This window comes from Carnobacterium alterfunditum DSM 5972, from assembly GCF_000744115.1.
Taxonomy (GTDB): Bacteria; Bacillota; Bacilli; order Lactobacillales; family Carnobacteriaceae; genus Carnobacterium_B; species Carnobacterium_B alterfunditum.
The window spans coordinates 1-14220 of the sequence record NZ_JQLG01000004.1; the positions used below are offsets into that span (position 1 = coordinate 1).

Consider the following 14220-nt stretch of genomic DNA (forward strand, 5'->3'; position numbering starts at 1 on the left):
ATGAGGGAGTCAAAGTCCCTTGCCTTACCGCTTGGCTATAGCCCATAAATAAAAAAGGCGACTGATGGGGTTCGAACCCACGCATGCCGGAACCACAATCCGGTGTGTTAACCACTTCACCACAATCGCCATGGTAATTATTTGTTTCCTGTCTTTCTTTAAAAATGGCAGGGGTAGTAGGAATTGAACCCACACTGATGGTGTTGGAGACCATAGTTCTACCTTTAAACTATACCCCTATCTTAAAATAGGTCTTTCTTACAAAAAACAATGGAGGGGGACAGATTCGAACTGTCGAACCCGAAGGAGCGGATTTACAGTCCGCCGCGTTTAGCCACTTCGCTACCCCTCCATAAATGGTGGCCTGGGACAGAATCGAACTGCCGACACCTTGAGCTTCAATCAAGTGCTCTACCAACTGAGCTACCAGGCCATTATAGAAATGGTTTTTAGTTTATTTAGTATACCAACGGTCTCGACGGGAATCGAACCCGCGATCTTCTGCGTGACAGGCAGACATGTTAACCCCTACACCACGAGACCTTGTTAAACTAATGGAGGTTGACGGGCTCGAACCGCCGACCCTCTGCTTGTAAGGCAGATGCTCTCCCAACTGAGCTAAACCTCCAGATAAAAGCGTACTTCTTTTCCTAATCTCAGTAACGTCGTTACTGATGACCCGTACGGGAATCGAACCCGTGATACCGCCGTGAAAGGGCGGTGTCTTAACCGCTTGACCAACGGGTCAGTGTTTTAAACGGAGAGTAAGGGATTCGAACCCTTGAGACAGCGTTCACCGCCTACATGATTTCCAATCATGCTCCTTCGGCCACTCGGACAACTCTCCAGATGGGGTTCACCAAACGAATCTCGTTTATAGTTACATAGATCGACTATGGTACTCCACAAGTAGGGCTCGAACCTACGACATCATGATTAACAGTCATGCGCTCTACCAGCTGAGCTATTGCGGAATAATTAAATTTGCGTGGCAACGTCCTACTCTCACAAAGGGAAACCCTTCACTACCATCGGCGCTAAGAAGCTTAACTTCTGTGTTCGGCATGGGAACAGGTGTGACCTTCTTGCCATCATCACCACACAATTTCAATCAAGAGAACATTATTCTCTCAAAACTGGATAAGTTAAAAATCGTTTTCGTTCATTGACCGTCTATCACCGTTTAAATCTTTGGTTAAGTCCTCGACCGATTAGTATTGGTCCGCTCCATATATCGCTATACTTCCACTTCCAACCTATCAACCTGATCATCTCTCAGGGGTCTTACTCACTTACGTGATGGGAAATCTCATCTTGAGGGGGGCTTCACGCTTAGATGCTTTCAGCGTTTATCCCGTCCACACATAGCTACCCAGCAATGCCCTTGGCAGAACAACTGGTACACCAGAGGTGTGTCCATCCCGGTCCTCTCGTACTAAGGACAGCTCCTCTCAAATTTCCTACGCCCGCGACGGATAGGGACCGAACTGTCTCACGACGTTCTGAACCCAGCTCGCGTACCGCTTTAATGGGCGAACAGCCCAACCCTTGGGACCGACTACAGCCCCAGGATGCGATGAGCCGACATCGAGGTGCCAAACCTCCCCGTCGATGTGGACTCTTGGGGGAGATAAGCCTGTTATCCCCAGGGTAGCTTTTATCCGTTGAGCGATGGCCCTTCCATACGGAACCACCGGATCACTAAGCCCGACTTTCGTCCCTGCTCGACTTGTAGGTCTCGCAGTCAAGCTCCCTTATGCCTTTACACTCTGCGAATGATTTCCAACCATTCTGAGGGAACCTTTGGGCGCCTCCGTTACACTTTAGGAGGCGACCGCCCCAGTCAAACTGCCCGTCAGACACTGTCTCCCAGCCCGATAAGGGCTGTGGGTTAGAGTGGTCATACAGCAAGGGTAGTATCCCACCAACGCCTCCACCAAGACTGGCGTCCTGGCTTCATTGGCTCCTACCTATCCTGTACAAGCTGTACAAACACTCAATATCAAACTGCAGTAAAGCTCCATGGGGTCTTTCCGTCCTGTCGCGGGTAACCTGCATCTTCACAGGTACTATAATTTCACCGAGTCTCTCGTTGAGACAGTGCCCAGATCGTTACGCCTTTCGTGCGGGTCGGAACTTACCCGACAAGGAATTTCGCTACCTTAGGACCGTTATAGTTACGGCCGCCGTTTACTGGGGCTTCAATTCTGAGCTTCGCCCTAAAGCTAACCCATCCTCTTAACCTTCCAGCACCGGGCAGGCGTCAGCCCCTATACGTCATCTTACGATTTTGCAGAGACCTGTGTTTTTGATAAACAGTCGCCTGGGCCTATTCACTGCGGCTGACCAATTGGTCAGCACCCCTTCTCCCGAAGTTACGGGGTCATTTTGCCGAGTTCCTTAACGAGAGTTCTCTCGCACACCTTAGGATTCTCTCCTCGACTACCTGTGTCGGTTTGCGGTACGGGCAGTTTGTTTCTAACTAGAAGCTTTTCTTGACAGTGTGACATCAGGAACTTCGGTACTTAATTTCCCTCCCCATCACAACTTGTTCTTAAAGAAGCAAGCATTTGACTCACTTCAAAACTTGTTGCTTGGACGTGCATATCCAACAGCACGTATTCCTTAGCCTACTGTGTCCCTCCATTGTTCAAACAAAACAAACTGGTACAGGAATCTCAACCTGTTGTCCATCGTCTACGCCATTCGGCCTCGACTTAGGTCCCGACTAACCCTGGGAGGACGAGCCTTCCCCAGGAAACCTTAGTCATTCGGTGGACGGGATTCTCACCCGTCTTTCGCTACTCATACCGGCATTCTCACTTCTAAGCGCTCCACTAGTCCTCACGATCTAGCTTCAACGCCCTTAGAACGCTCTCCTACCATAGAACCAATGGTTCTATCCACAGCTTCGGTGTTATGTTTAGCCCCGGTAAATTTTCGGCGCAGGGTCACTCGACTAGTGAGCTATTACGCACTCTTTAAATGATGGCTGCTTCTGAGCCAACATCCTAGTTGTCTAAGCAACTCCACATCCTTTTCCACTTAACATAAACTTTGGGACCTTAGCTGGTGGTCTGGGCTGTTTCCCTTTCGACTACGGATCTTATCACTCGCAGTCTGACTCCCGGATATAAATCAATGGCATTCGGAGTTTATCTGAATTCGGTAACCCTAGAAGGGCCCCTAGTCCAAACAGTTGCTCTACCTCCATGATTCTAATTCCGAGGCTAGCCCTAAAGCTATTTCGGAGAGAACCAGCTATCTCCAAGTTCGATTGGAATTTCTCCGCTACCCACACCTCATCCCCGCATTTTTCAACATACGTGGGTTCGGTCCTCCAGTGCGTATTACCGCACCTTCAACCTGGACATGGGTAGATCACTTGGTTTCGGGTCTACGACCACATACTCATTCGCCCTATTCAGACTCGCTTTCGCTACGGCTCCGTCTCATCAACTTAACCTCGCATGTGATCGTAACTCGCCGGTTCATTCTACAAAAGGCACGCTATCACCCATTAACGGGCTTTAACTATTTGTAGGCACACGGTTTCAGGGGCTATTTCACTCCTCTTCCGAGGTTCTTTTCACCTTTCCCTCACGGTACTGGTTCACTATCGGTCACTAGGGAGTATTTAGCCTTGGGAGATGGTCCTCCCGGATTCCGACGGAATTTCTCGTGTTCCGCCGTACTCAGGATACTGATCAGAGTGAAATTGGTTTCGGTTACAGGGCTTTTACCTTCTTCGGCAGACCTTTCCAGGTCGCTTCTCCTACCAACTTCATTTATGACTCTATATGTTCAGTCCTACAACCCCAGAAAGCAAGCTTTCTGGTTTGGGCTATTCCCGTTTCGCTCGCCGCTACTCAGGGAATCGATTTTTCTTTCTCTTCCTGCAGGTACTTAGATGTTTCAGTTCTCTGCGTCTACCTCTACTGACCTATGTATTCAGTCAGCAGTAACATCCTATCAAAGATGCTGGGTTCCCCCATTCGGAAATCTTTGGATCAAAGCTCACTTACAGCTCCCCAAAGCATATCGGCGTTAGTCCCGTCCTTCATCGGCTCCTAGTGCCAAGGCATTCACCGTGCGCCCTTATTAACTTAACCTATGGTTAATCGTTAATGTTTAATACTCATCTTTCGATGAGAACCTTAAAAAACTTATTATTTAAAAATTTCGGTGTGTTTCTGGTTTCTTACTTAAATTACGATTTTTAACTTTATCCAGTTTTCAAAGAACAAGGTGTTTCGATTAAAAAGATTGAGAAGATTAGACCTCTCAAAACTAAACAAAGATAAGGTGAATGTGTGGGTTTCCGTTATATTCCTTAGAAAGGAGGTGATCCAGCCGCACCTTCCGATACGGCTACCTTGTTACGACTTCACCCCAATTATCTGTCCCACCTTAGGCGGCTGGCTCCCAAAAGGGTTACCTCACCGACTTCGGGTGTTACAAACTCTCGTGGTGTGACGGGCGGTGTGTACAAGACCCGGGAACGTATTCACCGCGGCGTGCTGATCCGCGATTACTAGCGATTCCGGCTTCATGCAGGCGAGTTGCAGCCTACAATCCGAACTGAGAATGGCTTTAAGAGATTAGCTTAGCCTCGCGACTTTGCGACTCGTTGTACCATCCATTGTAGCACGTGTGTAGCCCAGGTCATAAGGGGCATGATGATTTGACGTCATCCCCACCTTCCTCCGGTTTATCACCGGCAGTCTCACTAGAGTGCCCAACTGAATGCTGGCAACTAATAATAGGGGTTGCGCTCGTTGCGGGACTTAACCCAACATCTCACGACACGAGCTGACGACAACCATGCACCACCTGTCACTTTGTCCCCGAAGGGAAAGCCCTATCTCTAGGGTTGTCAAAGGATGTCAAGACCTGGTAAGGTTCTTCGCGTTGCTTCGAATTAAACCACATGCTCCACCGCTTGTGCGGGTCCCCGTCAATTCCTTTGAGTTTCAACCTTGCGGTCGTACTCCCCAGGCGGAGTGCTTAATGCGTTAGCTGCAGCACTGAAGGGCGGAAACCCTCCAACACTTAGCACTCATCGTTTACGGCGTGGACTACCAGGGTATCTAATCCTGTTTGCTCCCCACGCTTTCGAGCCTCAGCGTCAGTTACAGACCAGAGAGTCGCCTTCGCCACTGGTGTTCCTCCACATATCTACGCATTTCACCGCTACACGTGGAATTCCACTCTCCTCTTCTGCACTCAAGTTCCCCAGTTTCCAATGACCTTCCCCGGTTGAGCCGGGGGCTTTCACATCAGACTTAAAGAACCGCCTGCGCTCGCTTTACGCCCAATAAATCCGGACAACGCTTGCCACCTACGTATTACCGCGGCTGCTGGCACGTAGTTAGCCGTGGCTTTCTGGTTAGATACCGTCAGGGGATGAGCAGTTACTCTCATCCTTGTTCTTCTCTAACAACAGAGTTTTACGATCCGAAAACCTTCTTCACTCACGCGGCATTGCTCCGTCAGACTTTCGTCCATTGCGGAAGATTCCCTACTGCTGCCTCCCGTAGGAGTCTGGGCCGTGTCTCAGTCCCAGTGTGGCCGATCACCCTCTCAGGTCGGCTACGTATCATCGCCTTGGTGAGCCATTACCTCACCAACTAGCTAATACGCCGCGGGTCCATCCATAAGCGGTAGCCGAAGCCACCTTTCTTCTATTCGTCATGTGACGTTTAGAAATATGCGGTATTAGCATCCGTTTCCGAATGTTATCCCCCTCTTATGGGCAGGTTACCCACGTGTTACTCACCCGTCCGCCACTCCTTGACTTCGGTGGGTGCAAGCACCCGGTGAAGTCAAAGCGTTCGACTTGCATGTATTAGGCATGCCGCCAGCGTTCGTCCTGAGCCAGGATCAAACTCTCATATAAAATGATGCTTGAAGCTCATTATTGAATTGCTAGCGAATAATTATTCACTAATTTTGTTACTGTTGACTTAGCACTGCTAAGTCACCCTCACATTTATTTCATCTTACTTTGTTTAGTTTTCAAAGGTCTAAAGCGTGTTATCTGTTTGTGACAACTTCTAAATAATACAACAAATTTTTCGTTTCGTCAAGCTTTTTAATTTTTATTTTGAATATTTATTCAAAATAAAAATGCGAATCTGCTTAACGACATTTATTAGATTACCATGATTCACATAGCATTGTCAATCAAAAAAAAAAAATTTTATAATGTGAAATATTTTGGTATCGCTAGTGTTTAACTGCTTACGACATCAATTACTATAACAAGTCTATTCCCTATGGTCAACCATATTTTTCACATTTTTTACAAAAAAAAAAAAAGGCGAACGTTTATTTATTTACCTAGAGAGAAAAGACGAATATATATTCAAAACACATTCTACTCCAGAACTATCGCAAATAAAAAAAGGTTTTTGTTCGCATTTTTATTATTTCATAAAATTCATTTTAATTTGAAAACGATCGATTCAAATGCACGTAATGTTAAATCGTCTATTTTTTCACTGCTATCTTCGTAATTACTGATAATGATCGTGTCTACTTTTCTATCCTCATCTTTATAAAAAGTTGGTTCTTGATAGAAATTAATAATAACTAGCCATGTTTCGCCTTTATAACTGCGTTCATAAACAAACAGTTGCGGATCATTTGGTAAGAGTTCCTTATACTCGCCCCATACAATGAGTTCGTGTTCTTTTCTTAAACGAATCAAGGTTTTATAGTAGTTAAAAACAGATTCATCGTCTTCTTGGTCATTTTTCACATTCAATTCTTTATAGTTAGGATTAAGAGCCAGCCAAGGTGTACCTGTCGTAAATCCTCCATTTAAAGATCCATCCCAAGGAATAGGGCGTCTAGCATTGTCTCGACCTTTTTTATTGATGGCTTGAAGGATCTCTTTTTTACTATATCCTTGCTGAAGTCGTTCATTGTACATATTGATACTCTCTATATCATTGACTTCTTCAATTGAAGCAATCGGTGTATTTGTCAGCCCGATTTCTTCGCCTTGATAGATGTATGGCGTCCCCTTTAGAAAATGCAAAAACGTTGCGAACATCTTGGCAGCTACTTTACGGTACTGCGGGCTATCATCGCCCCAATTAGATACGATCCTGGGAATATCATGATTGTTCCAAAATAAACTATTCCAGCCATCTCCATCTAACGCTAACTGCCATTTAGTAAATACTTGCTTTAAAGCGATAAAGTTTAAGGGCTTTGTATCCCATTTAGGCTTGCCGGGTTGTTCATCGAGACCAATATGTTCAAATTGGAATACCATTGACAGTTCATCACGTTCAGGTGAGGAAAATAATTTTGCATCGTCAGTCGTTACTCCCCAAGTCTCACCTACTGTTAAGACATCACGCTTGCCAAAGGTTTTTTGATGCATTTCTTTAAGGTAGGTATGCAGCATTGGACCGTTTCCAGTAATCAGCTCATCCGGAACTTTTCCAATCAGGTCGATAACATCCATTCTAAAACCGCCAATACCTTTATCTAGCCAAAAATTCATCATCTGCCAAATTTCATTGCGGACTTTTGGATTCTCCCAATTTAAATCAGGTTGTTTCTTACTATATAAGTGTAGATAATATTGATTGGTTTGCTCATCTAATTCCCAAGCCGATCCGCTAAAGATAGATGTCAATTCGTTAGGTGCTTCATTATTTTTTCCATCACGCCAAATATAGTAGTCTCTGTACTCGTTGTCTTTGCTCTTTCGGGATTCGATAAACCAAGCATGTTCATCAGATGTGTGATTCACGACAAGGTCCATAAGGATACGAATTCCCAATTCCTTAGCTTTTTGGATCAACATATCCATATCATCCATCGTTCCAAAGTCTGGTGAGATCGCTTGATAATCACTAATATCATACCCATTATCATCATTAGGGGATCGATAAACCGGACTCAACCAAATGGCATCGATTCCTAACTCTGCCAAATGGCTCAATCGTTGAATAATGCCTTGGATATCTCCAATACCGTCTCCATCGCTATCTTGAAAACTTCTAGGATAAATTTGGTATATAACCGAACTATGCCACCATTTTTTTTGCATTCTAACCACTCCTCAGCTATTTGCTCTTTCTAGAATATCCGTTAATTTTAATTTACTAGTATCTGCTACTGCATAATCAGCTTTTTCCATTGCTTCTTTTGTTCCTACACCAACAGAAAAGATCCCGGCAGCATTGATTGCTTCTATACCAGCTTGAGCGTCTTCGACTCCAACACATTCAGCTGGTTTTAAATGCAACTGTTCGGCTCCTTTAATAAAAATTTCTGGATCTGGTTTTCCATTTTCTAATCCTGCAGGATCGACGACTACATCAAATAAATCAGCAATGCCAAGTTTCTCCATTATTACGGGCCCGTTTTTGCTAGCTGAGGCCAGCGCTAAACGAATACCTGCCGCTTTTAGATTTGCCAATAGGTCACTTATCCCAGGCAATAAATCAGCTGGCGTAACATCTAAGATCAATTTTTTATAGTCTTCATTCTTTTCATCTGCTAATCGTTCTTTTTCTTCAACAGAGTAACTTTCTATCTGATTTCCTAAAGCTAAGATACGATCAAGTGAATCCATTCGACTGATCCCTTTTAACTGTTCGTTCATCTCACGGTCAAGCGAAATCTTTAATTTATCCGCAAGTCTTTTCCATGCTTGATAATGATATTCAGCAGTATCCGTTATTACGCCATCTAAATCAAAAATAAATCCTTTGATCATGTTCTATCTGCCCCTTTTTTTCAATAGTAAAAGCTATCAAATGAATTTATCGATTTGATAGCTTCCTATTGATAGTCTGTTTAAATCCATCTTTTTATCATTCGATTGCCTGTAATTACTGAAGCTGACTTTTAACTTCATCCGTCAACAGCATTTCTTGATCAAATAAAGTAAGGTTGATTGCTTCGCCTTCTTCTAACCGAACACTCACAGATTCTTGCGTCACTGAGATATGCAACAAGCGTTTACGATACTTGATCATGAAGTTGTATCCTGTCCAATTCTTTGGACAAAATGGTTTAAATGATAATTTATTGTCAAAAGTACGCATGCCTGCAAATCCTTGAACAATAGCTAGCCAACCACCGCTCATGGAAGTGATGTGCAATCCATCTTCCGTATCGTTGTTGTAGTTGTCTAAATCTAAGCGAGCAGTACGCGAATAAAACTCGACTGCTTTTTCTGTCTTGCCTAATTCTGCTGCTAATATAGCATGGATAGAAGCTGAAAGAGATGATTCATGGACTGTCATTGGCTCATAAAAATTATAATTTGCTTCTTTTTCTTCTATAGTGTATTCATTATTCAAATAATAAATACCTTGTAAAACATCTGCTTGTTTGATGAAGCAAGAACGTAAAATTTTGTCCCATGACCAATGTTGGTTGATCGGTCTTTCAGATGGGTCAAGATCATTTGTGGTAAGCAATTCTTTATCTAAAAAAGTATCATGTTGGACAAAAACATTTAATTCTTCATCACGAGGGTAATACATTTTTTGAACGATATCTGTCCATTTAGCCTTTTCTTCAGCGGTAACATCCAGTTCATTCATTATTGCAGAAGAACCTTTTTCCAAGCTTCCCAACGTGTAACGTAACGTCCAAGCAGCCATCGTATTTGTGTACCAGTTATTATTGATATTATTCTCATATTCATTTGGACCAGTGACTCCATGGATCATGTAGCATTCATTGCGTTTAGAATAATGCACACGATCAGCCCAGAAACGTGAAATAGAAACTAACATCTCGATACCTTTGGTTTTTAAAAAAGATTCATCGCCAGTATAATTCGTGTAATTGTATATGGCATAAGCAATCGTACTATTGCGGTGGATCTCTTCAAATGTAATTTCCCATTCATTATGGCTTTCGATTCCATTAAAAGTTACCATTGGATACAAAGCACCTTGCAACCCTTGTTGTTTAGCATTATGAAAAGCACCTGAAAGTTGATTATGACGGTAAGTCAATAATTGTTCTGAGACTGTTTCATCAGCTACCGCTAAATACATAGGTAAAATAAACGCTTCTGTGTCCCAGTAAGTTGCACCGCCATACTTTTCACCGGTAAAGCCTTTTGGACCGACATTCAAACGGTTGTCTTCTCCATAGTAAGTAGAAAATAATTGGAATATATTGAAACGGATTCCTTGTTGGCTTTCTGCATCTCCTTCGATCACTACATCTGCTTTATGCCAACGTTCTTGCCAAGCGGCAACGTGCTGCGCTTCTAGCTCTTCTTCACCCAAGGCAATAGCTTGATCTAAAATTTCAGCAGCTTTCGTTAGCTGATCTTCAGGTTGCACATCACGACTTGTAAGCACACTGACAAATTTAGTCACTTTGGCTTTTTCACCAACAGCTAATGTATAGGTAATATTTTCTTCAACTAACATAAATCCTTCAGAGAATGTTCTCTCTTCATAATTTTCCATCACAGTTTCCATCATGGTCGTTACCGTAAATTGTTCTACCCCAAAAGGATTTTCAATCGTTTTAGTAGTCAAACTGCTTTTTTCACCTGAAACGCGGTTCATTTCCAACCAGAAATTTTCTTCATAATTACTGTCTTCATTCACCACATTTCCATCCATTTTGGGACTGAATACGATTGTTGCTGTACCCTTTAATACCTCACCGGTCACTTCAATGACTGCTAATTCTTTTAATGCTGCACTAACAAAGCGTTTAAAGGTAAATCGAACCTCGATTTCTCCTTTGACCCAAGTATATGAACGATTTAAAATACCTTTTTTCATATCTAAGTCGATTTTATAATCTTTCACTTCATCAATAGCTAAATCAACTTTATGGTCATTTACCGTTATTTCGATAGGAATAAAATTCGTGGCATTGATCACTTTTCCAAAATATTCTGGATAACCGTTTTTCCACCAACCAACTCTCGTTTTATCAGGATACCAGACCCCAGCCAAGTAAGTCCCTAAATGCGAATCACCAGAATATCCTTCTTCAAAGTTTCCCCGCATACCCATGTACCCGTTCCCGATAGCGGTTAAACTTTCTTGCAATCTTTTATCTGCTCTATCTAATTTTGTTGAGCTGACTCCCCATGGATCAACATCAAATAAACGCTTAATCATGAACTCTTACCCCCAAATCCTTTTTCACTTCGTTCTTATTCATTTTGTCGTTAAATCTTGTTTTATAAAAGACGAACAGCAACATGATTACCAGTCCAACTGATTGGATCATTAACATGATCACGATATCGAATTGGATCGATCCGATCAATAATGCAATCAACGATGGCAACCCAATACAATTCGTTAATAAGTTGACTGATTCTTTATAGCTATTAATAGAAGAGAACTGACTTTTTCTAGTCAGATATAAGAAGATTGCTGAACCAAATGTTAGAAAAAGGGTACTGACCAATGTAATAGTGAAAACTAAAAACATCAACGTCGCTACAGTGTATCCTTTATTTTTGATAAACCATTGGCGAGAAAGAGCTTCCTTTAATTCAGCTGTATTCGTAACTTTTGACAAATCAAAATCTTTTGTATAAGGAATGGTCGACAACGACTGGTTGCCTTCTTTGATCACGAATTCATTTTCTTGAAATATCAATGCATTTTCAGGTGCTAAAGTTTCTTCTATCTCACTTTCGGTCAACATTCCGCTAATAGTGCCATTTTCAGATATAAGGACAAATGATTCCGGCAACACTAAAGTGCCGTTCTCATATTTGCCTTGTTGCAATTTCAAAACAGCCGATTCATCTATCAGACCAAATGAATCAGGTAAGGTATCTTCTACTGGGAAAGTATCCATTTTTGTATAATTTAGCGATACGGGAATCATCAATAAACTGTTAACAAACAGCAAAACAATAAAAATTTGAAACCAGTTCAATTGATGACGATTTTTGAAAATTTGTCTTGGAGACCAAATACTTTTAAAATAATTTAATGGGAAAGCATCAGTTTTCATTGTTTCACTTCTTTTCTTTCAAAATTAGTGTTCATTTACCCTTTTGTTCCACCGCTCGTTAAACCAGAAACAAAGTTCTTTTGCAGTAAGAAGAACAATACGGAAATTAGAACAGCGATCAAGATCGCACCAGCTGCGAATAAGGCAACTTTTTGATCTTGCGGATTACTGATAAACGTTTGCAATCCTACTGCTACAGTGATTTTTTCCGGACTTCTCAATAAGAATCTTGCTAGCATAAAGTCGCCGAATGGAGTCATAAATGCCCATAATGCTTGTACAGCAATCATTGGACGGACCAGAGGAAGAACGATTTGCCAAAAAATTCTAAAATGTCCAGCTCCATCTAATTTAGCCGATTCATCTAAGTCTTTTGGAACCGTATCAAAGTACCCTTTCATTAACCATGTATTCATGGGTATTCCACCACCGATGTATAACATCGTCAAGAACCAAAATTGATCTAAGGCCCCTAACAACAAGGCCATAACATAAAAGGCAGTCAATGCAGCCATAGTTGGGACCATTTGGATCACTAAGAAAAACATTAAACTCTTTTTCCGTCCCAAAAAATTGTACCGGCTGTAAGCATACCCAGCAATTGTAACCAGCCCTACTTGAATGATCATAGTGGATACTGCTACAATCAAAGTATTTCTATACCATGTTCCATAAAGCGTTTCTTGGAATAAACGCGCGAAGTTAGACAAAGTCCACTCTGAAGTTAAATCTAGCGAAAAAGCCGTTATGTTCCCTGACTTAAACGCTGAACTAGCTGTGATCAATAATGGATAGATGATGATGATCGCTAAAACGATCAAATACACATACGTGAAAAAGCGACTAAACAAACGACCTACTTTTTGTGATCCAATTATTTTTTTCATGTTATGCATCCTCCATATTAAATGCATTTGTTCTCTTGAAGACTGTCAAGGAAACAACGATAACCAAAGCCGAAATAATCAAGGTGATGGCAGCTGCCATAGAATATTGAGGCGATGTTCCGGTCGTTAATTTATAGATCCAGGAAATCAAGATATCGGTAGCTCCTGCGCCACCTCCGACACTTCCTGGTCCACCATTATTGAAGAGGTAGATCATTGAAAAGTTATTGAAGTTCTGTGTATATTGTGTAATAAAAGTTGGAGCAGCAACTAAAAAGACCATTGGCATAGTGATTTCTCTGAAACGCTGAAACGCACTAGCTCCATCAATTTTTGCAGCTTCATATAAATCTTCTGGGATCGATTGCAATATACTTGTTGTCATGACGTAGATATAAGGGAAACCTAGCCACCCTTGTATCATGATAATAGCTGCTTTAGACCAAAAGGCATTTGTTTTCCAAGCGATCCGACCAATTTCTACAAATGGCAGTTCATTTATCAACGGAATAACTTGGGTATTGATTGCTCCGATACTATCGTTAAAAATATTTGAGAAAGATAGTATTGTGATAAATGCTGGTACAGCCCAAGGTAGCAAGAAGATAACACCAAAGAAACGTTTTCCTTTAATGAAGGACTGATTGGCAATAACGGCTGTGAAAATCCCAATAACGATTTGCAGTGTCGTCGCACTGAATGTCCAAATGATTGTCCAACTAAAAACAGACGTAAATGCATCTCGGTATGTGCTTAAGAAGAAGATATTCACGAAGTTTTTTAATCCGATCCAGTCAATTAAATTTGCTGGAGGAATATGATAAAAATCGTAGTTTGTAAAAGCCATAAATAATGTGACTAAAACGGGGAAAATAATTGTAAAAGCCATCATTAAGTATGCCGGTACGATCAGCAGATAAGGAAAACCTGCATTGTATACATTCCACATCACATCTTTAATCGTTACGTTAACTTTTTGTCCTCTATTCCAAATGGACGCCACGCGTTTTGCATCATAGATATTTAACGCATAAAAAGCTAAGAAAATGACTGTTATGATCAATTGAAGTGTTCCTTCGATCATAATAAATAATGAATGATCTTCTACTGGAGTGCTTCCTAATGTAATTAATCCGTTAAATGCATCAAAACCAAAAACAATCATCTCGACAATAAATGCGACGAAAATAGCTAAAAATACGATTCCTTTAAATAATTGTCCGTTATAAAGCTGACCTAAACCTGGTATGATTGAATACCGCATCGCTTTTTTTTCATTTTTGATATTTTGAGGTTCTGTCTGAGAAGACATTTTTAATTCCTCCCTTTTCTATTAACATTTTTCGGC

6 protein-coding genes, 9 tRNA genes and 3 rRNA genes are annotated in these 14220 nt (G+C 41.8%); all 18 read right to left on the reverse strand.

Annotated elements, in window-relative coordinates:
* Nucleotides 1–56: 56 nt before the first annotated feature.
* The 18 genes from BR50_RS00635 to BR50_RS00720 all read right to left on the reverse strand — a co-directional run bounded on the left by BR50_RS00635 (nucleotide 57) and on the right by BR50_RS00720 (nucleotide 14184).
* A tRNA-His gene (locus BR50_RS00635) sits at nucleotides 57–129 on the reverse strand.
* Nucleotides 130–165: 36 nt separating this feature from the next.
* Nucleotides 166–239 (reverse strand) — tRNA-Trp (locus BR50_RS00640).
* A gap of 32 nt (nucleotides 240–271) precedes the next feature.
* Nucleotides 272–352, reverse strand: a tRNA-Tyr gene (locus tag BR50_RS00645).
* 5 nt (nucleotides 353–357) lie between these two features.
* Nucleotides 358–433: transfer RNA gene (locus tag BR50_RS00650), tRNA-Phe, on the reverse strand.
* A 37-nt stretch (nucleotides 434–470) separates the two neighbouring features.
* Nucleotides 471–543 (reverse strand) — tRNA-Asp (locus tag BR50_RS00655).
* A gap of 12 nt (nucleotides 544–555) precedes the next feature.
* A tRNA-Val gene (locus BR50_RS00660) sits at nucleotides 556–628 on the reverse strand.
* A 47-nt stretch (nucleotides 629–675) separates the two neighbouring features.
* Nucleotides 676–747, reverse strand: a tRNA-Glu gene (locus BR50_RS00665).
* Between the two features lie 11 nt (nucleotides 748–758).
* A tRNA-Ser gene (locus BR50_RS00670) sits at nucleotides 759–847 on the reverse strand.
* A gap of 54 nt (nucleotides 848–901) precedes the next feature.
* A tRNA-Asn gene (locus BR50_RS00675) sits at nucleotides 902–974 on the reverse strand.
* A 12-nt stretch (nucleotides 975–986) separates the two neighbouring features.
* Nucleotides 987–1102, reverse strand: a 5S ribosomal RNA gene (gene rrf, locus BR50_RS00680).
* Between the two features lie 89 nt (nucleotides 1103–1191).
* Nucleotides 1192–4112 (reverse strand): 23S ribosomal RNA (locus BR50_RS00685).
* 225 nt (nucleotides 4113–4337) lie between these two features.
* A 16S ribosomal RNA gene (locus BR50_RS00690) occupies nucleotides 4338–5899 on the reverse strand.
* The 16S, 23S and 5S rRNA genes sit together here with 9 tRNA genes alongside, the layout of an rRNA operon.
* A 543-nt stretch (nucleotides 5900–6442) precedes the next feature.
* Entirely contained in the window at nucleotides 6443–8071 is a 1629-nt protein-coding gene (locus BR50_RS00695) for a glycoside hydrolase family 13 protein (protein ID WP_034545146.1), read from the reverse strand.
* A gap of 12 nt (nucleotides 8072–8083) precedes the next feature.
* Entirely contained in the window at nucleotides 8084–8743 is a 660-nt protein-coding gene (gene pgmB, locus BR50_RS00700; RefSeq protein WP_034545148.1) for a beta-phosphoglucomutase, read from the reverse strand.
* 115 nt (nucleotides 8744–8858) lie between these two features.
* Nucleotides 8859–11132 carry a glycoside hydrolase family 65 protein gene (locus BR50_RS00705; RefSeq protein WP_034545151.1) on the reverse strand — a complete coding sequence of 758 codons (2274 nt, stop codon included), beginning with the start codon at nucleotides 11130–11132 and terminating at the stop codon, nucleotides 8859–8861.
* Complete coding sequence (locus tag BR50_RS00710; protein WP_034545154.1) at nucleotides 11125–11985, reverse strand: DUF1189 domain-containing protein; 861 nt, start codon at nucleotides 11983–11985, stop codon at nucleotides 11125–11127. The genes BR50_RS00705 and BR50_RS00710 overlap by 8 nt, the downstream gene beginning before the upstream one ends.
* 35 nt (nucleotides 11986–12020) lie before the next feature.
* Nucleotides 12021–12872 (reverse strand): sugar ABC transporter permease, encoded by an 852-nt coding sequence (locus BR50_RS00715; protein WP_034545157.1) that lies wholly within the window; start codon nucleotides 12870–12872, stop codon nucleotides 12021–12023.
* A 1-nt stretch (nucleotide 12873) separates the two neighbouring features.
* On the reverse strand, nucleotides 12874–14184 hold the full coding sequence (locus BR50_RS00720) for a sugar ABC transporter permease (protein ID WP_034545159.1): 1311 nt from the start codon (nucleotides 14182–14184) through the stop codon (nucleotides 12874–12876).
* Nucleotides 14185–14220: the final 36 nt, after the last annotated feature.